The organism is Burkholderia sp. SIMBA_062, assembly GCF_046534765.1.
In the GTDB taxonomy this organism is placed as follows: Bacteria; Pseudomonadota; Gammaproteobacteria; order Burkholderiales; family Burkholderiaceae; genus Burkholderia; species Burkholderia ambifaria.
In genome coordinates, this window is the sequence record NZ_JAWRYD010000005.1 from 13,610 (window position 1) to 37,238 (window position 23,629).

The 23,629-nt window shown below is 63.5% G+C and carries 24 protein-coding genes; 10 read left to right on the forward strand and 14 right to left on the reverse strand.

What is annotated here, in order from left to right; translation table 11 throughout:
* Nucleotides 1-202: 202 nt before the first annotated feature.
* From lon to tig, 4 genes are all read right to left on the reverse strand, one after another.
* Entirely contained in the window at nt 203-2,626 is a 2,424-nt protein-coding gene (gene lon / locus SB786_RS06585; protein ID WP_006760949.1) for an endopeptidase La, read from the reverse strand.
* Nucleotides 2,627-2,823: 197 nt separating this feature from the next.
* Nucleotides 2,824-4,095 (reverse strand): ATP-dependent Clp protease ATP-binding subunit ClpX, encoded by a 1,272-nt coding sequence (gene clpX, locus SB786_RS06590; RefSeq protein ID WP_006754177.1) that lies wholly within the window; start codon nt 4,093-4,095, stop codon nt 2,824-2,826.
* 165 nt (nt 4,096-4,260) lie between these two features.
* Nucleotides 4,261-4,914, reverse strand: a complete 654-nt coding sequence (gene clpP, locus SB786_RS06595; RefSeq protein WP_006496351.1) for an ATP-dependent Clp endopeptidase proteolytic subunit ClpP — start codon at nt 4,912-4,914, stop codon at nt 4,261-4,263.
* A gap of 140 nt (nt 4,915-5,054) precedes the next feature.
* Nucleotides 5,055-6,401 carry a trigger factor gene (tig, locus tag SB786_RS06600; RefSeq protein ID WP_410726818.1) on the reverse strand — a complete coding sequence of 449 codons (1,347 nt, stop codon included), beginning with the start codon at nt 6,399-6,401 and terminating at the stop codon, nt 5,055-5,057.
* Nucleotides 6,402-6,785: 384 nt separating this feature from the next.
* Here tig and SB786_RS06605 point away from each other — a divergent pair, with 384 nt between their 5' ends.
* Nucleotides 6,786-7,931, forward strand: coding sequence for a glycerate kinase (locus SB786_RS06605; RefSeq protein WP_410726819.1), 1,146 nt, complete (start codon nt 6,786-6,788; stop codon nt 7,929-7,931).
* A gap of 62 nt (nt 7,932-7,993) precedes the next feature.
* The gene (locus SB786_RS06610; RefSeq protein WP_006760946.1) at nt 7,994-8,443 is read left to right on the forward strand and encodes a MarR family winged helix-turn-helix transcriptional regulator; all 450 of its coding nucleotides are present in this window, start codon (nt 7,994-7,996) and stop codon (nt 8,441-8,443) included.
* A 269-nt stretch (nt 8,444-8,712) separates the two neighbouring features.
* On the opposite strand, the gene SB786_RS06615 is transcribed toward SB786_RS06610, so the two are convergent.
* Both SB786_RS06615 and SB786_RS06620 read right to left on the reverse strand, forming a co-directional pair.
* Nucleotides 8,713-9,711 (reverse strand): 2-dehydropantoate 2-reductase, encoded by a 999-nt coding sequence (locus tag SB786_RS06615; protein ID WP_410726820.1) that lies wholly within the window; start codon nt 9,709-9,711, stop codon nt 8,713-8,715.
* A 100-nt stretch (nt 9,712-9,811) separates the two neighbouring features.
* Nucleotides 9,812-10,957 (reverse strand): response regulator transcription factor, encoded by a 1,146-nt coding sequence (locus SB786_RS06620; protein ID WP_410726821.1) that lies wholly within the window; start codon nt 10,955-10,957, stop codon nt 9,812-9,814.
* 302 nt (nt 10,958-11,259) lie between these two features.
* Here SB786_RS06620 and SB786_RS06625 point away from each other — a divergent pair, with 302 nt between their 5' ends.
* From SB786_RS06625 to SB786_RS06640, 4 genes are all read left to right on the forward strand, one after another.
* Nucleotides 11,260-12,306, forward strand: a complete 1,047-nt coding sequence (locus SB786_RS06625) for a porin (RefSeq protein ID WP_410726822.1) — start codon at nt 11,260-11,262, stop codon at nt 12,304-12,306.
* Between the two features lie 22 nt (nt 12,307-12,328).
* Nucleotides 12,329-13,519: an MFS transporter gene (locus tag SB786_RS06630; protein ID WP_410726823.1), complete on the forward strand. Its 1,191-nt coding sequence runs from the start codon at nt 12,329-12,331 to the stop codon at nt 13,517-13,519.
* A gap of 39 nt (nt 13,520-13,558) precedes the next feature.
* Nucleotides 13,559-14,668 (forward strand): class II histone deacetylase, encoded by a 1,110-nt coding sequence (locus SB786_RS06635; RefSeq protein WP_410726824.1) that lies wholly within the window; start codon nt 13,559-13,561, stop codon nt 14,666-14,668.
* Nucleotides 14,669-14,769: 101 nt separating this feature from the next.
* Nucleotides 14,770-15,000 (forward strand): hypothetical protein, encoded by a 231-nt coding sequence (locus tag SB786_RS06640; RefSeq protein ID WP_410726825.1) that lies wholly within the window; start codon nt 14,770-14,772, stop codon nt 14,998-15,000.
* Between the two features lie 100 nt (nt 15,001-15,100).
* Here SB786_RS06640 and SB786_RS06645 read toward each other — a convergent pair whose 3' ends face one another.
* The 5 genes from SB786_RS06645 to SB786_RS06665 form a co-directional block, all read right to left on the reverse strand.
* Nucleotides 15,101-15,394, reverse strand: coding sequence for a hypothetical protein (locus SB786_RS06645; protein ID WP_410726826.1), 294 nt, complete (start codon nt 15,392-15,394; stop codon nt 15,101-15,103).
* Between the two features lie 347 nt (nt 15,395-15,741).
* Nucleotides 15,742-16,458, reverse strand: a complete 717-nt coding sequence (locus tag SB786_RS06650) for an Imm52 family immunity protein (protein ID WP_410726827.1) — start codon at nt 16,456-16,458, stop codon at nt 15,742-15,744.
* Between the two features lie 9 nt (nt 16,459-16,467).
* A complete protein-coding gene (locus tag SB786_RS06655) occupies nt 16,468-17,079 on the reverse strand; it encodes a Tox-REase-5 domain-containing protein (RefSeq protein WP_410726828.1) in 612 nt (203 codons plus the stop codon).
* 347 nt (nt 17,080-17,426) lie between these two features.
* On the reverse strand, nt 17,427-17,924 hold the full coding sequence (locus SB786_RS06660; RefSeq protein WP_410726829.1) for a DUF4123 domain-containing protein: 498 nt from the start codon (nt 17,922-17,924) through the stop codon (nt 17,427-17,429).
* Nucleotides 17,925-17,930: 6 nt separating this feature from the next.
* Nucleotides 17,931-18,362 (reverse strand): PAAR domain-containing protein, encoded by a 432-nt coding sequence (locus SB786_RS06665; RefSeq protein WP_410726830.1) that lies wholly within the window; start codon nt 18,360-18,362, stop codon nt 17,931-17,933.
* 527 nt (nt 18,363-18,889) lie between these two features.
* On the opposite strand from SB786_RS06665, the gene SB786_RS06670 reads away from it, so the two are divergent.
* The 4 genes from SB786_RS06670 to SB786_RS06685 all read left to right on the forward strand — a co-directional run bounded on the left by SB786_RS06670 (nt 18,890) and on the right by SB786_RS06685 (nt 22,114).
* A complete protein-coding gene (locus SB786_RS06670) occupies nt 18,890-19,624 on the forward strand; it encodes a transcription elongation protein SprT (RefSeq protein ID WP_410726831.1) in 735 nt (244 codons plus the stop codon).
* Between the two features lie 169 nt (nt 19,625-19,793).
* Nucleotides 19,794-20,222 (forward strand): hypothetical protein, encoded by a 429-nt coding sequence (locus SB786_RS06675; RefSeq protein WP_410726832.1) that lies wholly within the window; start codon nt 19,794-19,796, stop codon nt 20,220-20,222.
* Nucleotides 20,223-20,535: 313 nt separating this feature from the next.
* Nucleotides 20,536-21,681, forward strand: coding sequence for an FRG domain-containing protein (locus tag SB786_RS06680; protein ID WP_410726833.1), 1,146 nt, complete (start codon nt 20,536-20,538; stop codon nt 21,679-21,681).
* 76 nt (nt 21,682-21,757) lie between these two features.
* On the forward strand, nt 21,758-22,114 hold the full coding sequence (locus SB786_RS06685; protein ID WP_410726834.1) for a hypothetical protein: 357 nt from the start codon (nt 21,758-21,760) through the stop codon (nt 22,112-22,114).
* Nucleotides 22,115-22,331: 217 nt separating this feature from the next.
* Here the strand turns inward: SB786_RS06685 and SB786_RS06690 are convergent, their stop codons facing one another.
* From SB786_RS06690 to SB786_RS06700, 3 genes are all read right to left on the reverse strand, one after another.
* Entirely contained in the window at nt 22,332-22,799 is a 468-nt protein-coding gene (locus SB786_RS06690) for a DUF2514 family protein (RefSeq protein ID WP_410726835.1), read from the reverse strand.
* A gap of 1 nt (nt 22,800) precedes the next feature.
* Nucleotides 22,801-23,241, reverse strand: a complete 441-nt coding sequence (locus tag SB786_RS06695; RefSeq protein ID WP_410726836.1) for a glycoside hydrolase family protein — start codon at nt 23,239-23,241, stop codon at nt 22,801-22,803.
* A gap of 85 nt (nt 23,242-23,326) precedes the next feature.
* A complete protein-coding gene (locus SB786_RS06700) occupies nt 23,327-23,542 on the reverse strand; it encodes a hypothetical protein (protein ID WP_410726837.1) in 216 nt (71 codons plus the stop codon).
* Nucleotides 23,543-23,629 lie beyond the last annotated feature (87 nt).

Sequence of the window (23,629 nt, forward strand, 5' to 3'; positions counted from 1 at the left end):
CTGGCTGCGATCTGCGTTTCGGCATCAACAACCAGCGAGCCCGCAAGTGTAATTCATCCCCGATCATTTTGCCAAGCCCGCACGTGAATTTTTTTCAACGCTCATTGTTCAACGCTTACGCACGCGATGCCGACGCGCATAAAAAAACCCGCGGACACGCCGCGGGTTTCGTGAACAACCGTCAAGGACGGCGTTCGGCTTCTCAGTGCTTGACGACTTCCGTCGAGCCGGCATCCTTCGCCGCCTCGCCGACCGGTGCCGCAGCCTTCGCCTCTTCTTCCGGCGGTAGCGGGGTCGGCGTACGTTCGAGCGCGAGCTCGAGCACCTTGTCGATCCAGCGGACCGGCACGATCTCGATCGCGTTCTTCACGTTGTCCGGAATGTCCGCGAGATCCTTCACGTTCTCTTCCGGAATCAGCACGAGCTTGATGCCGCCGCGATGCGCAGCCAGCAGCTTTTCCTTCAGCCCGCCGATCGGCAGCACTTCGCCACGCAGCGTGATCTCGCCCGTCATCGCGACATCGGCACGCACGGGAATCCCCGTCAGCACCGACACCAGCGCGGTCGTCATCGCACCGCCGGCCGACGGACCGTCCTTCGGCGTCGCACCTTCCGGCACGTGGATGTGGATGTCCTGCTTCTCGAACGCTTCGTCCTTGATGCCCAGACGCCGCGAACGCGAGCGCACGACCGAACGCGCGGCCTCGACCGACTCCTTCATCACGTCGCCGAGCGAGCCCGTGCGAATCACGTTGCCCTTGCCCGGCATCACCGCGGCTTCGATCGTCAGCAGGTCGCCGCCGACTTCCGTCCACGCGAGGCCCGTCACCTGACCGACCTGGTTTTCCTTCGCCGCGAGGCCGAAGTCGTACTTGCGCACGCCGAGGAACGTATCGAGGTTCTCGCCGTCGACCTTGATCGCGCCCGATGCCTTCTTCAACAGCAGCATCTTCACGACCTTGCGGCAGATCTTCGACACTTCCCGCTCGAGCGAACGCACACCGGCTTCGCGCGTGTAGTAGCGGATGATGTCGCGGATCGCCTGTTCGGTGACGTCGACCTCGCCGTCCTTCAACCCGTTGTTCTTCTTCTGCTTCGGCAGCAGGTAACGCTGCGCGATGCTGACCTTCTCGTCTTCCGTGTAGCCCGACAGACGGATCACTTCCATCCGGTCGAGCAGCGGCGGCGGGATGTTCAGCGAGTTCGACGTCGCGACGAACATCACGTCCGACAGGTCGAAGTCGACTTCGATGTAGTGATCGGCGAACGTGTGGTTCTGTTCCGGATCGAGCACTTCGAGCAGCGCCGACGACGGATCGCCGCGGAAATCCATGCCCATCTTGTCGACTTCGTCGAGCAGGAAAAGCGGATTGCGCACGCCGACCTTCGCGAGGCTTTGCAGGATCTTGCCCGGCATCGAGCCGATATACGTGCGGCGGTGACCGCGGATCTCGGCTTCGTCACGCACGCCGCCGAGCGCCATCCGTACGAACTTGCGGTTCGTCGCACGCGCGATCGACTGGCCGAGCGAGGTCTTGCCGACGCCCGGAGGCCCGACGAGGCACAGGATCGGCGCCTTGACCTTGTCCACGCGCTGTTGCACCGCGAGATACTCGAGGATGCGTTCCTTCACCTTCTCGAGGCCGAAGTGATCCTCGTCGAGCACCTGCTCGGCGTTCGACAGATCGTTGTTGACCTTGCTCTTCTTGCGCCACGGCAGGCCGATCAGCGTGTCGATGTAGTTGCGTACGACGGTGGCTTCCGCCGACATCGGCGACATCAGCTTCAGCTTCTTGAGCTCGGCGTCGGCCTTCTTCTTCGCTTCCTTCGGCATGCGCGCGGCGTTGATGCGCTTCTCGAGTTCCTCGAGATCCGCGCCCTCCTCGCCTTCGCCCAGTTCCTTCTGGATCGCCTTGACCTGTTCGTTCAGGTAGTACTCGCGCTGGCTCTTTTCCATCTGGCGCTTCACGCGCCCGCGGATGCGCTTTTCGACCTGCAGGATGTCGATCTCGGCTTCGAGTTGCGCGAGCAGGTGCTCGAGGCGCTCGATGACCGGGAACATCTCGAGGATGTGCTGCTTCTGGTCGAGCTTCAGCGGCAGACGCTCGGCGATCATGTCCGCGAGGCGACCGGCTTCATCGATGCCCGACAGCGACGTGAGAATCTCCGGCGGGATCTTCTTGTTCAGCTTCACGTACTGGTCGAACTGCGACACGATCGCGCGGCGCAGCGCTTCGGTTTCCGCGCTGTCGGCGTGATCGGGCTCGAGCGGCATCACTTCGCAGGAGAACTGCGTCTCCTGTTCTTCGATCGACAACGCCTTCGCACGCTGCAGGCCCTCGACCAGCACCTTGACGGTGCCGTCCGGCAGCTTCAGCATCTGCAGGATGTTGGCGATACAACCGACCTCGTACATGTCCTTTTCGGTCGGTTCGTCCTTGGCCGCGGTTTTCTGGGCGACGAGCATGATGTGCTTGCCGCCTTCCATCGCTGCTTCGAGGGCCTTGATCGATTTCGGCCGGCCCACGAAGAGCGGAATCACCATGTGCGGGAAAACGACGACGTCCCGCAGCGGCAGCAGCGGGAGCGTGATGCGTTCCGGCGGGAGAAGTTGGGTGCCTGACATTTCATTTCCCCATGAGTGGAATCAATTGTTCGGTAATTGAGGCCGCCACAACGAATTGCAAGCCTTCAAGTGCGGGAAATATTCGGTAAGAAAGTAACCACCGCGTGTCGAGTCAGAGTTACCCACAAGATAAACGAAAAAAAGCCGCCCACGGACTCATGAACGGCCTTTTTCGCAGAACATCGTCGGCAAGCCGGTCAGTTCGAACCCGCCACTTTCGGCGTGTCCTCATAGATCAGCAGGGGTTTGCCGTCGCCATCGATCACGTTCTCGTCGATGATGACCTTGCTGACCCCTTTCATCGCCGGCAACTCGTACATCACGTCGAGCAATGCCTGTTCGATGATCGAACGCAATCCGCGCGCGCCGGTCTTGCGGCGGATCGCCTTGCGGGCAACTGCCTGCAACGCGCCCGGCCGGATTTCCAGCTCGACGCGCTCCATCGCGAACAGCTTGTGATACTGCTTGACGAGCGCGTTCTTCGGCTCGACGAGGATCTTCATCAGTGCGGCTTCGTCGAGCTTGCCGAGCGTCGCGACCACCGGCAGGCGGCCGATCAATTCGGGGATCAGACCGAATTTGATCAGGTCTTCCGGTTCCGTCTCGCGCAGCACTTCGCCCGCGTCGCGTTCCTGCTTGCTCTTCACCGTCGCGCCGAAGCCGATGCCGGTCTTTTCGGTGCGGTCGGTGATCACCTTCTCGAGACCGTCGAACGCGCCGCCGCAGATGAACAGGATGTTGGTCGTGTCGACCTGGATGAAATCCTGGTTCGGATGCTTGCGGCCACCCTGCGGCGGCACCGACGCCATCGTGCCTTCGACGAGCTTCAGCAGCGCCTGCTGGACGCCCTCGCCCGACACGTCGCGCGTGATCGACGGGTTATCCGACTTGCGGCTGATCTTGTCGATTTCGTCGATGTAGACGATCCCGCGCTGGGCCTTGTCGACCTCGTAGTTGCAGTTCTGCAACAGCTTCTGGATGATGTTCTCGACGTCCTCGCCGACGTAGCCGGCTTCGGTCAGCGTCGTCGCATCGGCGATCACGAACGGCACGTTCAGCAACCGCGCGAGCGTCTGCGCGAGCAGCGTCTTGCCGGAGCCCGTCGGGCCGATCAGCAGGATGTTGCTCTTCGACAGCTCGACGTCGTCCTTTTTGTCGAGATGCTTCAGACGCTTGTAGTGGTTGTACACCGCCACCGCGAGGATCTTCTTCGCGCGCTCCTGCCCGATCACGTATTGATCAAGGATGTCGCGAATTTCCTGCGGGCTCGGCAGATCCGACCGGGACAGGCTGGCCTCGACGCCGGCGGCAGCCGCCTCGTCGCGAATGATCTCATTGCAGAGGTCGATGCATTCATCGCAGATGAATACCGACGGGCCGGCAATGAGTTTCTTCACCTCATGCTGACTCTTTCCGCAGAACGAGCAATACAACAGCTTCTCGCTGTTCGAACCTTTTTTGTCCGCCATGAATGTAGAGCCTCCGGACAGGTAAATGACATGATACGCCGAATGCTCCGAACGCCGCGCCTAGGGCGCGACCGGAGCCGGCTGGATGCGCTTGCCGCAGATGCTCAAGGCACTCGGGACGTAGCAGAGGGCGCCGCCCGAATCGGGGCGGCACCCCACTTAAATTCAGGGACGCTTCAGCAGCACCTGGTCGATCAGCCCGTACGCCTTCGCGTCCTCGCTCGACATGAAGTTATCACGGTCGGTGTCGCGCGCGATGCGCTCGACGTCCTGGCCCGTATGTTGCGCGAGCAGGTTGTTCAGCCGTTCCTTCAGGTAGAGGATTTCGCGTGCCTGGATCTCGATGTCGGACGCCTGGCCGCGTGCGCCGCCGAGCGGCTGGTGAATCATCACGCGCGAGTTCGGCAGCGCAAAACGCTTGCCCTTCGCGCCCGACGCGAGCAGGAATGCGCCCATGCTGGCCGCGAGGCCCATGCAGAGGGTCGACACGTCCGGCTTGATGAACTGCATCGTGTCGTAGATCGCCATGCCGGCCGACACCGAGCCGCCCGGGCTGTTGATGTAGAGGCTGATGTCCTTGTCGGGATTCTCGCTCTCGAGGAACAGCAATTGCGCGACCACGAGGTTGGCGGTCTGGTCGTTCACTTCGCCGACCATGAACACCAGGCGCTCCTTCAGGAGACGCGAATAAATATCATACGAACGCTCGCCGCGGCCGCTCGTTTCGACGACGATCGGCACCAGCCCCAGCGCTTGCGCCTCGAAACCCTGCGGCGCGTTCGAAGCAAGCATGTCCAGCAATTCAGCGCGAGTGATCATTCAATGAACCTTGTTCGAATGGAAAATTGAACGGAAGGAAGCCGCCCGCTCAATCGCCATATTAATGGCAACCGTGCGCTTGACGTAAAAACGGCGTGCAGGCCGTCGCTCCGACAGCCGGCACGCCGCTAGAGCGACACTTACGCTTGCGCCGATGCGCTCGCGAGTGCCTCGAAGCTCACTTCCTTGTCCGTCACCTTTGCCTTGCCCAGCACGAAGTCGACGACGTTGCTTTCAACGACGAACGCTTCCATCTCGGCGAGGCGCTGCTGGTTGGAATAATACCAGCGGACCACTTCCTTCGGGTCTTCGTAGCTCTTCGCGAACTCGTCGACTTCCGCGCGGATCTGTTCCGGCTTCGCTTCGAGGCCGTTCGACTTCACGAGCTCGGCCAGCACGAGGCCCAGCTTCACGCGACGCTCCGCCTGCTCGGCGAACATCTCGGCCGGGATCGGTGCGTCCTTCGCGTTCGGCACGCCGCGCTGCGCCAGATCCTGGCGAGCCATTTCGACGAGGCGTTGCTGATCCTGCTCGATCAGCGCCTTCGGCACGTCGAGTTCGGAAATCTTCAGCAGCGCGTCCATCACCTGGTTCTTGACGATCGACTGCGTGCGGCGCTTCGCTTCGCGCTCGAGGTTTTCCTTGATCTCGGCGCGCATCTTCGTCAGGTCGCCGTCTTCGATGCCGAGCGACTTCGCGAATTCGGCGTCGATTTCCGGCAGGTGCGGCCACTCGATCTTCTTCATCGTGACCGTGAATTGCGCCGTCTTGCCCGCCACGTCCTTGCCGTGGTAGTCGTCCGGGAACTTCAGGTCGAACGTACGCGCTTCGCCAACCTTCAGGCCGAGCGCCGCCGTTTCGAATTCCGGCAGCATGCGGCCTTCGCCGAGCACGAACGGGAAGTCTTCGGCCGTGCCGCCCTGGAACGCGACGTCGTCGATCTTGCCGACGAAGTCGACCGTCACGCGGTCGCCGTCCTTCGCCGCGGTGTCCGCGCCGCCGTCGCCGTGCTCGCCGGCTTCGCCGCGAGCGTGGAAGTGCACGCGCTGCTTGCGCAGGATGTCCAGCGTGCGGTCGATTTCGGCGTCGCCGATCGACGTGGTCGAGCGCTCGACTTCAGCCGTCGCCAGGTCGCCGATCTTCACTTCCGGGTAGACCTCGAACGTCGCGTCGAACGCGTATGCATCCTCGGCTTGCTCCTGCTTCGGCTCGAAGCTCGGCTGGCCGGCCACGCGCAGGTTTTCCGCGCGGCTGATCGTGAAGAATTCCTGGCCGATCTTGTCGCTCAGCACTTCCGCCTCGACCTGACCCGCGTACTGCTGGGCGACCATCTTCAGCGGCACCTTGCCCGGGCGGAAACCCGGCATGCGAACGTTCTTCGCGAGTTTCTGGATACGGGCGTCGATTTCCTTCTGCACGGTGTCTTTCGGCAGGGAAATCGTCACGCGGCGTTCAAGCTTGCCGAGGTTCTCAACAACGTTAGCCATGGCTTCAATCGTCCTAAAATTATTCGAGCGAATCGGGTTTTCCTTGCCGTGCCTGCCTGCGGCGAGAGGTGCATCACATGCACACGCCGCGCCGGAGCGCCACGCCATCCCTGCACGCGCCGAATGGCTAGCGCAAGCGGCTCGGAGCACGGCTTTGGCCGGAAGAATCGACTATTCTAGCAAACAATTTTCCTCGTACCGTCAGATCCGCATGACAGGGGGGCGCACCCGCGTGCCGCCCGCGCCCGTGCGCGCAATGCGCGCGGATGGTCGCTATGCCGAACGACGTATCCTCGGCGCGCCCACCATCCTGTAAGCTCCGATTGAGGGTGCGCCACCGTCGCGCCCCTATTTTTCACACCAATTACGCCTTCCGGAGACACCATGCCGCACCACCCGTCCGCGCCTGTCGTCGTCATCGCGCCCGATTCGTTCAAAGGCTCGCTTTCCGCCGAGCAGGTCGCGGACGCGATCGCCACCGGCATCCGCCGCGCCCGGCCCGACACGGTCGTGCGCTGCTGCCCGATGGCCGACGGCGGCGAAGGCACGCTCGATGCGATGCTGGCAGGCGGCGGCACGCGGCGTACGCTGCGGGTGGCCGGCGCGTCGCTCGCGGCACGCGACGCGGCGCTCGGCGTGATCGACGCGCGCACCGCGATCGTCGAGACGGCCGAGATCGTCGGCATCACCGACGCGGTCGGCATGAGCGTGCCGGTCGACGCGCGCAGCACGCGCGGAATGGGTGAAGCGATCCGCACGCTGCTCGACGAAGGCGTGCGCCGCTTCTTCGTCGCGCTCGGCGGCAGCAGCACCAACGACGCGGGCGCAGGGTTGCTCGCGGGCCTCGGCCTGCAATGCTTCGACGCGGCCGGCCAGCCAGTCGAGCCCGTCCCCGCGCGGCTCGCCGACATCGCGCGGATCGACGCGTCGGGGCTCGATCCGCGCCTGAAGGAAGCGGAATTCATCGGCATGTCCGACGTCGACAATCCGCTGACGGGCGCGCATGGCGCGACCGCGGTGTTCGGCCCGCAAAAGGGCGTGGCGCCCGCGCAAGTCGCGACCCTCGATGCCGCGCTCGGCCACTTCGCCGACCTGCTCGAGGCGGCGCTCGACCGGCGCGGCCGCGACCTGGCCGGTGCCGGCGCCGCGGGCGGCCTCGGTTTTGCGCTGCACATGCTGGGCGCGCGGTTCGAAGCCGGCGCGGAAGTCGTCGCGCGCCAGGTCGGGCTCGACGCGGCGCTCGCCGGCGCCGACTGGCTGATCACCGGCGAAGGCCGCTCCGACGTGCAGACGCTGCACGGCAAGGCGCCGTTCATCGCCTGCCGTCACGCGCAGGCCGCGGGCGTGCCCGCGTCGCTGCTGTCGGGCGCCGTCGACCCGGCCGCGCTGCCGCGCCTGTCCGAACACTTCGCCGGCTGCTTCTCGCCGGCACCGGGGCCGATCACGCTCGACGTCGCGATCCGCGACGCGGCGAATCTGCTCGCGAACGAAGCGGAGCAGTTGACACGGCTGAAGTACGGCGCACACTGACCGTTGACCCGAGCGCGCGATACAGGAACAATCGGGCCCGCCCTTTTTCTTCAGGATTCGACATGAAAGGCCGTCAAGCCGGGCTCGATCAGTTTCTGACCTATCGCCTCCATGCGCTCGCGAAACGATCCGACCGCGGGATCGCCGACGTGTACCGGCACAAGCTCGACATCTCGCTGCCCGAGGCGCGCGTGATCGCCGCCGTCGGCGCGTTCGGTCCGTTTTCGATCATGGATCTCGCACGCCACACCAATCTCGACAAGAGCCAGGCGAGCCGCGCGGCGGAAGCGCTGCTGCGCCAGGGGCTGCTCGAGCGCAGCGCGAGCGAGGACGACGGCCGGATCGTGCTGATCGCGCTGACGGCCGACGGTCGCGCGCTGCATCGCCGGATCATGCCGATCGTGCGCAAGTGGAATGAAGGCTTGCTCGCATGCCTGTCCGACAGCGAGCGCCAGACGTTCGAGCGGCTGCTCGACAAGGTGGTCGCGCACGCGGTCGAACGCGACGAGTGAGGCGCGCGGCCGGGGCGATCCGTGCCCTGTGCGCGTTGCGAATGTGTGGCACATGCACCGGAATCGCCACGCTGTATGCCGGCCGCGCGGATGCATCACGAGCGATCCAGCGCCCGCCGCTTTATTCAGACGAATCCTGCAGATCGCCCCACTCGCGTGAATCGCGCGAGCGCACGGGCGGCGGCCCGGTTGTCCGTGCCGGGCACGTACCGAACGACTGCGCATCGTTCTTCATCAGGCCACGCCATCGCCGCAGCGATCCCCTTGCGCTATAGCCCGCTGTTCGCCGCGCGCTGACGCAGCAACCCCAGCACCGCGTCGCAATACGGCGTCGGCACGTCGAGCTTGCGCCCAAGTTCCGGAAACACGCCGAGGATCGGTCCGGTCTCGAGCGGTCGCCCGGCCTCGAAATCCTGCAGCATCGACGTCTTGAACGCACCGAGCTTGCGCGTCACGGCAATCCGCTCCGGCCCGCCCATCCCCGCATCGAGACCGAGCTTCGCGCCGATCTCGGCCGCCTCCTCCATCATCCGCAATGCGAGATCCCGCGTGAACGGATCGTCGAGCAGTTGCTCCGCGGTCGAACCCGTGAGGGCGCTCAACGGATTCATGTTCATGTTGCCCCACAGCTTCGCCCAGATCTCGGTGCGGATCGCCGGCGTCGATTCGACGTCGAAGCCGCCCGCGGCGAGCGCCGCCGCGAATCTCGCGGTCGGCGCGTCGAGCCGCGCATCGGGCGAGCCGATGATCAGGCGGTTACCCCGGCCGCGGCGCACGACACCCGGTGCATCGGTACTCGACGACAGGTGCACGACGCAGCCGATCGCCTGCTCGGGCGGGAGCGCCGCCGAGACCGCACCGGCCGGGTCGACCGCGTCGAGCGGCACGCCGTCGAGCGCGCCCGCGAGCCCGTGCGTGAACCACCAGGGCAGCCCGTTCATCGCGGCGACGATCACCGTGCCGGAGCCGACCAGCGGCGCGATGCGCGCGGCCAGCGCCGGCAAGGCCTGCGCCTTCAGCGCGATCACCACGTAGTCCTGCACGCCGAGCGCGGCCGCGTCGTCGCTCGCATGCACGGGGACCGACGACACCGCGCCCGCCTCGTCGGTCACGCGCACGCCGTGCGCGTTCAGCGCGTCGAGCGTGGCGCCGCGCGCGTAGGCGCTCACCGTCATGCCGGCGCGCGACAGCGCAGCCGCGAGCAATCCGCCGATCGCACCGACACCGACCACCGCGGCGCGCACCGACCCTGAATTCGTGTCGTTCATCATGGAATTCCGTCTGCTGGAAGCTGACGAGCATAACGCTCAATGGTTGCGGGAACAACCATTTACGCAAGCGCGCGCAGCATGGTTTCGCACGAGCGATTCAGCGCGCCGCGCCGCCCGCCTCCGCCGGCTCGTCGACGCTCTGGCCGCCGGCCGCGCCGAGCACGCCGGCGATCTGGCTCTTGTCGTGCATGCCGAGCTTGCGGTACGCGCAGCGCAGGTAGTGACGCACGGTCGTCGGCGAAATCGCCATCTGTTGGGCGACCTCCTTGTGCGAGCGTCCGGTGCCATAGAAGCGGATCGCCGCCAGTTCGCGCGGACTCAGCCGGTCGAGCAGCGAGCGCGGCCGTGCCTCGATCTGGAACAGCCCCGCGACGGGCACGCACTGAATGCGCAACGCATCGCCGATGAACGGCTGGCCCGACTGGCGCCGCCCATGCGCGACCAGCGGCTCCGGGACGCGCGGGCCGGTCCACGCGGGCCATTCGGTGCGCAGCACGTCGTCGAAGCCGTGATCGGCGTGATGCAGCACGCCGAAGTTGTCGCACAGCGCGCGTGCCGCCGGCGCAACCGCGTCGTTGCGCTCGCGCGTGAGCTGCGCCGCGCGGTTGATCGTCAGCGCGGCCGCCAGATGCGGGATCACTTCCTCGAAGCGGCTCGCGTCGTCGTCGCTGAACGGACGATTCAGGCCCTGGCGGTAGATCGACATGAAGGTCGTCAACCCGAAGCGGCGGTCGAGCGTGCACACGCACATCAACTGCGCCAGCCCGTACTTCACGCACCAGTCGCGAAACCGCGCGTCGAACCCCGGTTCGACGACCGACAGGCGCACCGCTCGACCGTGGGCGCCGAGCAGCGTGCGTTGCGCGAGCGGATCGCAGTCGCGCACGCGCTTCCAGTCGCTGAAGAACGCGTGCGGAAGGCGATACAGGAAGCTGTTGTGCATCACGGGGCCGGTCGGCACGTGCGTAGCGACGCCGGTCCACGCGGCGTCGAAGGGGATGAGCGCCTGCAGCAGCGAAAAGAAGCGGCACTCGAATTCGCCGATGCCCGACTGCGCGGCGAGCGCGTACAGGTCGAGCAGCATCAGGCCGAGTTCGCGCTGCGCTGCATCGCCGCGCGTCACGCCGTCGAAATCGGCCCGCCGTGACGGCGACGGCGGCCATGCGGATTCGTCGAGCACGATCGCGGCCGGCACGTCGCGCAGCGCGTCGAGATCCTGCCCGATATCCGTCGTGATCCTCACTTTCCGCTCCCCTGCCCGACCGGGCCGCTGATGCGTGCAACGCAGACCGGCCGATTATAGCGACCGGCATTTTTGGCGGGCGTCACTGCCGGAACACGCGGCAGCCCCATCCATTTGAACGGTACGCCACCCGCTGCTGCCGCGCAGCACGCCGCATCGCGGCGTCGCGGCACGTCCACGCCGGGCACCGCGGGTTTTCCACCCCGTTCATCTGCACGACTGTTCGCCCGCTTTCCCGCTGCGGACACTGCATCGCGACAACACCGGCGACACCCGATGCAGGACGGTATGGAGAACCCCACGTGATGACACCCCGCTTCATCCGCACGGCCACGGCCGCCGCGGCGCTCGCCGCGTGCAGCGTTGCCACGCATGCGCAGTCGACCCTCACGCTGTACGGCGCGCTCGACGCCGGCGTGCAGTACCTGACGCATGCCGACGGACGGCACGCGGCCGTGCAGGTGCAGAACTACGGGATCCTGCCTTCGCAGGTCGGGCTGAAGGGCAACGAGGATCTCGGCGGCGGCTGGCGCGCGCTGTTCAAGCTCGAACAGGGCCTCAACCTCAACGATGGCACCGCTACCGCCCCCGGCTATGCGTTCTTCCGCGGCGCGTACGTGGGTGTCGCGGGCCCGGTCGGCACCGTCACGCTGGGCCGGCAATTCAGCGTGCTGTTCGACAAGACGCTGTTCTACGACCCGCTGTGGTACGCGTCGTACAGCGGCCAGGGCGTGATCGTGCCGATGACGGCGAACTTCATCGACCACTCGATCAAGTACCAGTCTCCGACGTTCGCGGGCTTCGATGTCGAGGCCCTCGCGGCGACGGCCGGCGTCGCGGGCAATACGCACGCCGGGCGCGTGCTCGAACTCGGCGGCCAGTACACGAGCAACGGGTTGTCGGTCAGTGCGGTGCTGCATCAGGCGCACGGCGACGCATCCGCCGCCGACGACGCGTCCGCACGCCGCCGCGACCTCGGCACGCTCGCCGCACGTTATGCATTCGCGTCACTGCCGCTCACCGTCTATGCGGGCGTCGAACGCCTGAGCGGCGACCTCGATGCGGCTCGCACGATCGTCTGGGGCGGCGCGCGCTACCTGACCTCGAGCGGAGTCGGACTGAACGCGGGCGTCTACCACACCGATTCGCACACGCCGGCGATCGGCCACCCGACGCTGTTCATCGCGAGCACCACCTACGCGCTGTCGAAACGCACCGTCGCGTACGTGAACCTCGGCTACGCGCGCAACAGCGGCCAGAGTTCGCAGACCGTCTACGAATACGACCCGACATCGCTTGCCGGCGCGTCGCAGTTCGGCGCGATGGTCGGCATGTACCACCTGTTCTGATTCCGTCCAGCGAGATCCCGCCATGAAAACCCTTTGCTCCGATGCCGCACGGCCGTCCGACAGCCGCACGGCGAGTTTCGCGCGCTCGACACTCGTCGCACTCGTCGTGTTCGCGGCCATCACGCCGCTGCTGCTGCTCGTCGCGCCAGCCGTCGCCGCGCAGTTGGCGACGCAGCTCGGGCTGTCCGCGTCGCAGATCGGCACCTACTTCTTCGTCGAACTCGGCGCATTCAGCCTCGCGACCGTACCGTCGTACCTGTGGCTCGGCCGCGTCGATGCGCGCCGCGTCGCTGCGTGCGCGATCGCCCTGTTCGGTATGGGCAACCTGCTGACCGCGCTGTGGATGCCCGGCTTCAGCGCGCTGCTCGCGCTGCGTGCCGTCACCGCGCTCGGCGGCGGCTCGCTGATGGTGCTCTGCATGACCAGCGCGGCCACGAGCGAGAACAGCGATCGCGTGTATGGGCTGTGGGTCGTCGGCCAGTTGACCGCCGGCGCGATCGGCCTGTTCGTGCTGCCTCACGTGTTCGCCGCGTTCGGGCTGCGCGCGCTGTATGTCGCGCTGGCCGTGCTCGCGTTGCTCGCAGCGCCGCTGTCGCGCGGCTTTCCGGCAACGCTCGGTGCCCGGACCGCGGCGGCGCAGGCCGCGCGCGGCGCCACGGCGGATGCGTCACGACGTTTCATCGCGCTCGCGATCGGCGCGGTGCTGACGTTCTATCTCGCGATCGGCAGCGTGTGGACGTTCGCGAGCCGCGCGGCGGCGCAGGCCGGACTCGATCCGCAGTCGACCGGCAACGTGCTCGCGATCGCGAGCGTGATGGGAATTGCCGGCGCGGCGCTCGCATCGTGCGCGGGCGGGCGGCTTGCACGGCGCGCGATGCTGGCCGCCGGCTACGCGCTGCTCGCGGCATCGCTCGTCGCACTCGCCGCGCTGCCGCATGCGAGCGGCTACAGCGCCGCGATCTTCGCGTTCAAGTTCGCGTGGACGTTCGTGCTGCCGTTCATGCTCGCGACCGTCGCGCAGATCGATACGTCGGGGCGCCTCGTCGCGACGCTCAATTTCGTGATCGGTGCGGGCCTCGCGGCCGGCCCGCTGCTCGCCGGGCTGTTGCTCGATGCCGGCGGCACGATGCATGCGCTGTTCGCGGCCGCCACCGCCGGCGCGATCGCGTCGTTCGCCGCGCTGCGCCATATCGATCGCCGCGCACGCCCATGACTTCCGTTTCTTCCCAACCGTAACAGGCCAAGCTCATCCATGAATCGCACTGCCTTCTTCACCGACGAACGCACCTTCTGGCACACCGGCGGCACGCACGCGCTGTTCTTCCCGGTCGGCGGCTGGGTCCAGCCGCCATCGAGCGCCGGCTACGCGGAGTCTCCCGATTCGAAGCGCCGCTTCCTGTCGCTCGTGCAGGCGTCGGGCCTTGCCGCTCACCTCGACATGCGCGGCGCCGCGCCCGCCACCCGCGGCGATCTGCTGCCCATCCATCCGGCGAGCTATCTCGACGCGTTCCGCGCGCTCAGCGATGCGCACGGCGGCGACCTCGGCGATCTCGCGCCGTTCGGCAAGGGCAGCTACGAGATCGCCGCGCTGTCCGCGGGCCTCGCTATCGCGGCGATCGACACCGTCGTCGCCGAGCATGCGGTCAACGCGTTCTCGCTGTCGCGGCCGCCCGGCCATCACTGCCTGCGCGATCGCCCGATGGGCTTCTGCCTGCTCGCGAACATTCCGATCGCGATCGAGGCCGCGCGCGCGAAGCACGGCATCGGCCGCGTCGCGGTGATCGACTGGGACGTGCATCACGGCAACGGCACGCAGTCGATCTACTACGACGATCCGGACACGCTGACGATCTCGCTGCATCAGGACCGCTGCTTTCCGCCCGGCTACAGTGGCGACGGCGAGCGCGGCGAAGGCGCGGGGGTCGGGGCGAACCTGAACGTGCCGTTGCTCGCAGGCAGCGGCGATGACGCGTATCGGTATGCGTTCGAGCGGATCGTGGTGCCGGCGCTGGAACGGTTCCGGCCGGAACTGATCGTCGTCGCGAGCGGCCTCGATGCAAGCGCGGTCGATCCGCTCGCGCGCATGCTGCTGCATACCGACAGCTACCGGTTCATGACGCGGGCGGTAAAGGACGCGGCACAGCGCCACTGCGGCGGGCGGCTCGTGATCGTCCATGAAGGCGGCTATTCGGAGGCCTACGTGCCGTTCTGCGGGCTCGCGATCGTCGAGGAACTGGCCGGCATGCGTACCGAGGTCGCCGATCCGATGCTCGAGCTCGCGATCGCGCAACAGCCGGGCGAGCGGTTCGTCGCGTTCCAGCGCGAGCTGCTCGACGAACTGGCGACGTCGTTCGGGTTGTAACGCGCGCTTACCCAAGATACGGGGCCGGCATGCGCCGGCGCTTGCGCGATCGGTGCGGATGGGGTTTCCTGTGCTTTTACCCCTGCCAGGCCCCTCGTCAGATGAAATCGTCTCCGCGCGAACCCGACACCCACGACAAAGCGCGCCGCCAGCCTTCGAAGCTGGCTCTCAATATCGCCGCCGTGCTGGTCGGCCTCATCACGTTCGCGATCGGCGTGGCGTGGTTGATCTATAGCTGGATCGTCGATCGCGAAGCGCAGTATTTCGCGATTCCGCTGGTGTTTTCGGTGCCGGTGATCGTGGCGGTCGCGGTGCGGAGTTTCTGGGATTAGGACGCGCCACTCAAAACGACAAAGCGCTGCGGTCGGGCGACGCGCGGCGCTTGTTATCGGGTTTTTGATTCAGATGAAGCGCGGTTCGCTTGCGCGCCGATCACAAGCCGGGCCGCGCGCACGGATCGGGGGCTGCGCCCTGGTGCGCGCCAATGACGAGGGGGGGCGCTGTGCCGGCCAGCACCCTGCCGACCGCTTTCAGCACGGTTTCCGTCGTGATCCGGTCACCGCTCGACATCACGCGCCCCGAATAGGCAGAGCACGCCGACGACGAGGCAACCGTTTGCTCCGGTCTGGCACTCCATGCAATGTTGTCGGCGGGCGTTGATGCATATGCCGGTGCGGCGAGCATCAGAGCCAGAACGGAAATCGGCGCGTACACGGTGGTCTTCATCGATTGTCTTCGGTGTCGTTGTGCTTCTTATAGGTTCAGTGAGCACGATATTACACTCGCCCGGCACGATTTTCGGCGCGCGCGTGGACGGGTCGTCCGCACCGGAGAAAAACACCGGCCTCAAGAAAAAAGCGCCGCGGGTCAGCCGACCGGCAGCGCTTTTTAGGAACAGCCCTTGGCGGGGCACGTTCGACTTCGTGGTGCGTGAGGCCGGACTCGAACGCCAGCCTAGATAGCGGCTTCTACAGCATCGTGGGGGGTTTTTGGGGAGCTAAGTCGGCTACTGCGGGACTCGAACCGACACGCGCCATGTCCCAACGGCGTGACCACCCCGGTCCCGGCTGCACTCAAATCTCGCTAAGAAGCGGCAACAAATCCAACGAAATCAGTCGCACCTCGATGTTGTGCGCGACAACCAAATGCTCTTCGTTGTCGACGGAGAACGGCTCATCCTTGATGCTGACAACGATAGTGCCGAGCCGCCTCTTGCCATCAGCAGAGAAGACCGGGATTAGTTCCTGCGCTTCCGGGACTTGCTGGACGGTAAGCTCGACAGGAAGATACAGCATCCAACCGACGCCGGGCCGATCATCGAACGCCTGCCGTTCCTCGTACCCGGCAGGCGCGGCCGTAACAACAGCGGGTGAGAACTCCAGCACAATCTGTTTCACGACGGCAGCGACGTGCTCTTTGTTCTCGGCGAAAGCACCTCGTGCGCCAACCGTTACCGTGTCAGGAAAATCCCCACCGCACGCAAAGACCGTGATCGATGCCCCAACATCATCGACCGCACCGCCGTCCCATATCCCAACAGTCGATCCGGTTTCGCCACGATACTCACTTTCCAGCGCCTCTAGCGCCGTGTTACTCGGATGACCGTCCGCCTGATAAACCTCACTACGTCGAGCCTCTTCTAGCGAATCCCCTTTCATCCGCCAGTTTGGCCGCGCAAGCGCTGGTTCGCCTGCCGCCATCACGTCAATGATTGCACCTGTCTTGGTCAAAATTTGAGCGAAGTCCGTTGCAGCAACCCCTCCACTCCTGATAATGGCTTCGAATTTCATAGCAGTATCTTACGGAAGATATTCTGACTCGATTGACATCAACCTGAGCAACTTCGACATCTTTCGATACGTCAGTGGACCCTGAAAATAATACCTTAGCCGGGTTGGCGGATTCGGCTTCACTATGCGCGCACGCTTGCGCGCCTGATCCCCCATCCGATCCAGCCCCTTAAAAAATTCGTCGGCCTTCGGAATCGACCCATCAAGGAACTGATCGTAGTTCCCCTTGGCCTCTTGTAACAGGCACTCATTTTGCCTGAACCCGTCGAACTCGATTCCTAACCACTCCCATTCGTCACTCCATCGACAATTTTCGGAGTCAAACGCAAAGCCGGTCACGCGGGCTTGATAGCGATACGCCGGCCAGTTGACGCCGTGATTGTTTCGCACGAGCACGCCCGTCTGCTCTGGCGGGCACTTCTTGCAAGGCTCGGTAGAGTCAGCCGTAGTCCGCGATTCCGCTTTCGTTTTCGCCTGCTCATCGATCTTGCTAACATCACCCCGCATGCTACCGATCCCCGCTACCGCCGCGCCGCCCAGTAATGCGCCTCCAATAGCCGACAATGCCGGGCCCACCTCCGCTGCCGCTGCCGTCAGTAGAGGAAATAACGCTGCTGCCATGCGGAACTCCTTTCAAACTATCTGGATGTTGTGATCGCCAAGTAACCTCTTGGACGTAGACATGGAAGCGCTCATCGGCGCTGCGGCCGGGTTTCGTTAGCCAAGCCCGCGCCGCCGGCTTCGCGTAGAAGCCTGGCGAATAAGCCTCGACCTTCAGGAATTGAACGAGATGCTCACTGTTCTTGATGCCGAGCGAGCGCGCAGCCTGATACGCGCCCCACAGGCGGCCGTGAAGGTCGATCTCCTGCGCTAACGCAGTATCGGCCTTGATCAAATCGCGACGCACACCGTCGACGAAGTTGCGGGCCTCACCCTCTGCGAGTGCCGCTAAGTGTGCTTGTGTGAGATTAAGCGGCATGAGGGTGCGCCCTGAAAAGCTGTCCGTCGATCTCGATCAACCAATCGAAGGCCGGGGAAAAGAATATCGTCCGCTCGGCTGACGTGAGCGCCGGGGCAAAGTGACGCATTACGCGCGCGTCGTAATAGCGCAGCATTGCCGTCCGACCGTCCGGCAATGTCGCATCGAGCCGTTCGCGAAGCTCGCCCGCAAGCTGGCGCGGTTGATAGGCGCTGATGATCCAACTCACCCCATATTCGCCTTGAGCCAAGCGCCCCAATACGTCGCGCGTTGCGCTGTCTGCCCGCTCGTAATCAAAGAACCATGGGCCGGCCTCGGCAAGCGAGGCGTCCGAGGTTCCGTCAAGCAGCGCCATCGCAGTTTCGCCCGAGCGTACTGGTGCCGACCCGCTCAATTCTGAATACAGCAGACCATCCGCGAGCGCGAATAGACGAAGTGGGAGGCTCGCCCGCTCCTGCCATGAAGCAAAAATGACTTGAATGCTCACGGCTCATTACCCACGAACGACCATCGCTGCGGCATTCTTGGCCGCAGCCAACATGCAGGACAGGCAGAAGCCTTGCGACGGTTGCGGCGTCCCCGCATCCAGTACCACGCGCCCGCCGTCGCTGGCGAAACCCATACCAAGCAATTCATGCGATTCGAAGCTTTGATACATGGCGTCCTGCGATGCAATCATCGTCGGGCGCGGGCTGCAACCGCACGCGACCTCATCGCCCTCTAGGGCTGCTTCAAACCCCATCAAATCACCCGGCCAGCGCGGCCCCTTGGCGACGATAACGCCGACCTGCTTACACGCCGGACAGATTACTTTCGCGCCGACATGCGTAAGCCCGCGGCCTTCGCATGTCATTGTCGGAATCGCGTCTTGCGCAACACCGCCGCTTGTCGAATGATCGCCTACGCGAAGATAGTTCCGCTTCAATTGATAGGCCCTCTCGGTATCTAATGTTCCAACTAATACCTGAGGGAGAACCGGCTGTCGATAGTTGGAGGAGCGTAACTTGACCAAATATGACAGTTAACGCCGCAAGCCCCGCAGAATTGACAGGGCATTCGGCGGCGACATGGGACAGTTGGGCGGGGAACAGACGCGAGATTATCAAGCCGGCCGTTCGGTGAGACTCACCCTCCAATCCCCGGTGTAACCAAATTGCGGAGCCGGAATCGGCTCAGAAAACCAGAAATCAGTCCGAGGCACGACATTGGGGGCGACGAACCAATGTGCACGCCCGTCGGCATCCATCGCCCACCAACGCGCACTCTTAGGCGCTCTCTTCCAGTCGACCTCAGGCTTGTCCATATGACCTCCGACATGACAACGGAAGTTTAGGCGACAAGTCGACGCAGCAGATAGCCGGGCGGCAAAAACAGTAGGCAAAGCCGGAGCGACCTACGAGCATGTCTACGTCAGAATTCAGCCTGTTTAAACACACTCAATAGGACTACAAAATGGTGTCGCCGGCACAATCCGAAACCGTGAAGCTCAACCGCGAGACATGGCTCAACAGCATGGCGGCGCTCATGGCTCCGCGCTTCGCTGCACTCGGGAAGCCATTGCCGAAGTTTCGCGTAACGATCGGCTGGACGAGCGGCGGGAAGAACGACAATGCGACCGGCGAATGTTGGTCGCCCCGCGTGAGCGAGGATGAGCATTTCGAGATTTTTTTGACGCCGCGCCGCTCCGACAGCATGGCCGTTGCTTGCACGCTCGCTCACGAACTGACGCATGCGGCGGTCGGGCTCGCGGAGGGGCACAAGGGCGAGTTTGCACGCGTTGCGCGGGCTCTTGGCTTCACGGGTAGGCTCACCCATGCGCAACAGCCGCCGGCCCTTCAGGCGTGGATTCAGCCCATGATCGACAAGGTAGGGGCACTGCCCCATGCCGCGATCATGCCGGACAGGCCGCGCGCGCCGATCGACCTTTCTGCGCTCTTCGGCGACACGAAGCCTGTCGAGGACGGGGACGGGGACGACGACGGCGACGACGAAGGCACCGGCAAGGCCGAGCCGCTGAACAACAAGCCGCCGCGCCAGTCGACGCGCATGCACAAGACCGAGTGCACCGAGTGTGGATACACGGCCCGCGTGTCGGCCAAATGGTTGAAGGTCGGCGCGCCCCTGTGCCCGGCCGGACACGGCCCAATGGAGTACGATGTGGGCGCGGTTGAGAGTACAGGCGACTGACGCAAAAAAAGGTTCTTCGTGGATTCCCGAGGATGTCGCTTGCCAACCCTTCTGAGACGCTCGTTGCACCCCACCGCGAACGGCAGGTCCCGGGGCGCAAGGGCCGTTCGCTATGACCGATTTATACTACGGTCAAACAATGCCGGGGATATCTATGTCAAGAGCTATCGTGATCAGCCTTGCCGCTTGCGCGCTGTCTAATGCCGCCTTTGCGGAAACCATCAAGCTCGCATGCCACTTCAATGAAGTAGTAAGTTTCCCGTCCGGGAGCGAGGACAAGCATAGCGGCAGGATCGTTTTGCAGATCGAGACTGAGAACGGGGCCACGATGATCAGCGGGACTGGCGGTGACCTTAGTATCGCAGTGGGAAACATCAAGGTCGGGTCAATCGTTGACCTTCAGGACGGCAGTGATTCGGGAAAATGGGATATCACAAACAAGACGGCCTCCCCGGACCGGTCCTCTTTTTGGACCACTCAGGTGGTGATCGACAGGAATACCGGTGACTTCAATTTTTACAGGTCCAAGGAGGGCGGCATATCTACCGACGCGACCGGAACGTGCGAAAAGGTAAAGCTTTCGGCTCGTAAATTCTAGAATGGAAACGCCCCAATGATCCGAGCCGAACTTCATCCTGCGTCTGGTGTGATGGCCGTGATCGACCCATAGGAGACCCTCGACTCGCCCAGCAGCGGCCGTTCAAATGGCGCATCACCGTCTGCATGTTGAGACAAAATAAAGTTGTATAGCGCTCCGGGGTGATAATAGAGGGCCAGTTGACTAGGGGAGTAAGCGATGGAGAACTGGGCACGATTCATCGTAGACTGCTGCGACGGGAAGGATCTACAGACGCAGGGCCCGTCGAACGTGGCTCCGCGAGGAAGGCAAGCTGACACATCTGGGATCGAAATTGAAAAAAGCAAAAACACCCAAAATGCCGTCCCTAGTGGGGCAATGGACCGGCAGCTTTCAAGCAACCGAAATTGAAGGAACGCTAGTAATCGATCTTGAGGAACTGTCCGGCCAGACAGTGGGCAGCGTCATGATGTTTCCCAAGACCGGTACACCAGTGATGGTCGGCAAAATATGGTCCATCTACGCGGCACCCGATCGGGCATTTGCCGCAATCTCCCTTAATCCAGTGAATCCTCAATTTCAAAACTTGGTGATGTGGGAGCAGATACCCCAAGTATTTCCTAACATGGAAATCGCCAAGAAGGCACAGGCCGTACTGACTTGGACAGACTCGAAGATGGAAGTGCATTGGCATTCCGACATCAACCGACAAGGCAACGCTGCGCTCACCCGAAACGATCCAACTCGACCGTCTGAGTTGCCTACTCGAACGATGAATTGGGCCGACTTTAAGACCCATGTTACTGGGCTGCCCCCACGAAAGTACGTCTTCCGTGGTCAACAAAAATCCTGGCGTTTGCGGTCTCACTTCCATCGAACTGGTCGATCGGATCTATTGCGTTACACCTTCGACGATCTTCCGACGCTACACCGCCATTTAAGCGCACGCACGCGCCACATCTTCAACAGGCAGATTAGCGACGAGAACGGTGCTTTCCTGCATCTCGCCCAACACCATGGCTTTCCTACCCCCTTAATTGACTGGACCTACTCCCCATTCGTTGCTGCGTTCTTCGCCTTTAGAAAAATAACCATCAGTGACTCGAAGAAGCGCAAGGCTGGCAATGTAAGAATATTTTTATTTGACCAGGCACAGTGGCGCGATAGCGTAGTTCCGATCTCAATTTCCGCCCCCGCCCTCCCACACTTTTCTCTAATGGAGTTCCTAGCGATCGAAAACGAACGGCTCATTCCTCAGCAAGCGCTCTCCGCGCTCACCAATGTCGATGATGTAGAGTCGTTCATTGACTTTGTCGAGAAGCTTCACGCTAGGCGATACCTGACCGCTATCGACATCCCGGCAAAGGAACGAGAGACCGTGATGCGAGAATTGGCCTTGATGGGCATAACTGCCGGTGCGTTGTTTCCTGGACTTGACGGTAGTTGCGAGGAGTTGCGCGAGCGATTGTTTCCTACGTAAATTGGAAACGATCAGGGCAACAGCCGAACAACCGCCACGCGAATTAGGCAGTACAACAGCCATACGAGAGATGAGCATGCCGACAATTGAGTTGCAGATTTTCAGCCCGCGTTGGGGCCATGACGACACGTACGAGATCGAACTCGACCGGGATCACATGGAGATCACTAGGGGAGCGAACACCGCCCGCGCTGATTGGCAGGACAACGCGGACCCTACATGGAGCGGATGGACCGTTGAGGGCATGATGGGGAATGACAGCATTCACCCGCCTGCCGTCGCGCAGAGAATGTTCCAGAGGGTTTGGATGGCTTGGCGAGGTGGTGAGATAGACACCGCACAGGCAGAAGCGGAGCTGCAGGCGCTTGCTGACTGGATCAATGCGGTCACGCGCGCTAAGCCGCGAACTGACTTCTGGAGGGCCTACTTCTAGCTCGTAGATAGGGCGCAAATCGGAGGCGATTTTGAGACACACCACGGCCTTCAATCCGTAAGTTAGCCAGCGGCCGCCCTCGCTTCGGATAGCGATTGTCAACGATGCAAGGGCGTATGTCGACTGACCGTTCCTGGCCGAACACCGACGGCCTTCCCCGCGTTCCCCGGAAATGTACGATGAACCGCAAAAAAGCCCGCTCTAGGCGGGCTTCGCTTCATTGACTGGCGGTCAGCGCGTCGTAATCTGCTGCGCACTCGTTTCCGGCGATTCTTGCCCGGTCAAGCGCGCTTGCCAACGCTTCATTTCGCTCGACAGATTCCCCGAACACGTCGGCAAGCAAAACGATAGCGTCGGTTCCTGCCGCGCCGTCGCCGGTAGCAGCGGAACGCGCGCGGGCGACGAGGGAATCGACCGTACCGCGCAGGCTTGCAGCAGTAGCGCGAGCGGCAAACTCAGCAGCCAGAGCCGCGTCGCGTTGAGTCTTTGCATTGTTGGCATTCTCCGTTTGTTGATCGACTCGCCGCTGTTCCTCTTTCCGCGCCGCCGTTACGGCAACCGTCAACGCGTTCGCACTGTCCAGCTTCATCGCGGCGACCTGCCGATCCTTCTCGACGTACACCACCCCGCCACCGATCAACAGCCCCACCAGAAAAATCGCCCCGGCCTCTTTGATCCACTTCACGCTATTCCCCCAAGCATGCGGCGCGCTCCTTCATGCGCCGCGTATAAATGCCGTAGCAGCCATTCGCGCGCACACTACAGTCGATCCACTTGCCATCGCGTCGCAGTAGCGCCCATTCCGGATAAAGCTCACACGCGGCCGGGAAGTCACGCCTCCTGTATGCCGCCATGATCGACGGCGGCTCACCCGGCCGGCTGGCTCGCGCCCACGAACCAAGCCCCCGGTTATACGCATAGTCGATTGCCGCGACCTTTTGCCCGTCCGTCAGTCCGTCGAAACCCGGCACCGTCTTTCGTACACCGACCGCGTATCCCGCCAGCGAATTCGACAACATGCCCTTACATTCGGCCAATGTGTACCGCCGCATGGGAACGTTCGTTTCCCCGTAACAGACCGTCGCCAGCGTCCCGGCCAGCTTGTCGTTATAGGGTGTCAGGCTCACGCCCTCCGATCCACCCGTAAGCGAGATCACGGCCGCCGCCGCCGTTGCCCCGATGATCCCGACCAACCCCGCGCCGCCGTACCGATTAGTTATGCTCATTAACCTCCACCCCGTCAACCTCACGGGCCACCATTACACCGCCTGCCTGCGCGCGCTCGTAGACTGCTTCAGCTTCCCGGATGCGCGCCTCTGCCACCTTCGCATCGAGCTTGCTTTTCTTCCACGAAAAATAGGCGTTGAGCGCGAACGTGAGAATCGCCGTCGTCACACCGGCGATTACGCCAATGTCCGTCAGAGTCAACGATGCGCCTACGCCAACCCCCGATCCCGCGTATGCCGCCGCCTCTGTCGGACTGATCTGCATATGCTCCCATGTTTAATTTGGACG

Excerpts from the sequence above, each read along its gene's own strand:
- SB786_RS06615 (WP_410726820.1), bottom strand. The coding sequence starts at position 9,711 with ATGAACGACACGAATTCAGGGTCGGTGCGCGCCGCGGTGGTCGGTGTC.
- SB786_RS06605 (WP_410726819.1), top strand. The coding sequence starts at position 6,786 with ATGCCGCACCACCCGTCCGCGCCTGTCGTCGTCATCGCGCCCGATTCG.
- SB786_RS06655 (WP_410726828.1), bottom strand. The coding sequence starts at position 17,079 with ATGGCAGCAGCGTTATTTCCTCTACTGACGGCAGCGGCAGCGGAGGTG.
- SB786_RS06645 (WP_410726826.1), bottom strand. The coding sequence starts at position 15,394 with ATGAAGACCACCGTGTACGCGCCGATTTCCGTTCTGGCTCTGATGCTC.
- tig (WP_410726818.1), bottom strand. The coding sequence starts at position 6,401 with ATGGCTAACGTTGTTGAGAACCTCGGCAAGCTTGAACGCCGCGTGACG.
- SB786_RS06685 (WP_410726834.1), top strand. The coding sequence starts at position 21,758 with ATGCCGACAATTGAGTTGCAGATTTTCAGCCCGCGTTGGGGCCATGAC.
- SB786_RS06640 (WP_410726825.1), top strand. The coding sequence starts at position 14,770 with ATGAAATCGTCTCCGCGCGAACCCGACACCCACGACAAAGCGCGCCGC.
- SB786_RS06650 (WP_410726827.1), bottom strand. The coding sequence starts at position 16,458 with ATGAAATTCGAAGCCATTATCAGGAGTGGAGGGGTTGCTGCAACGGAC.
- SB786_RS06670 (WP_410726831.1), top strand. The coding sequence starts at position 18,890 with ATGGTGTCGCCGGCACAATCCGAAACCGTGAAGCTCAACCGCGAGACA.
- SB786_RS06610 (WP_006760946.1), top strand. The coding sequence starts at position 7,994 with ATGAAAGGCCGTCAAGCCGGGCTCGATCAGTTTCTGACCTATCGCCTC.
- SB786_RS06630 (WP_410726823.1), top strand. The coding sequence starts at position 12,329 with ATGAAAACCCTTTGCTCCGATGCCGCACGGCCGTCCGACAGCCGCACG.
- lon (WP_006760949.1), bottom strand. The coding sequence starts at position 2,626 with ATGTCAGGCACCCAACTTCTCCCGCCGGAACGCATCACGCTCCCGCTG.
- clpX (WP_006754177.1), bottom strand. The coding sequence starts at position 4,095 with ATGGCGGACAAAAAAGGTTCGAACAGCGAGAAGCTGTTGTATTGCTCG.
- SB786_RS06635 (WP_410726824.1), top strand. The coding sequence starts at position 13,559 with ATGAATCGCACTGCCTTCTTCACCGACGAACGCACCTTCTGGCACACC.
- clpP (WP_006496351.1), bottom strand. The coding sequence starts at position 4,914 with ATGATCACTCGCGCTGAATTGCTGGACATGCTTGCTTCGAACGCGCCG.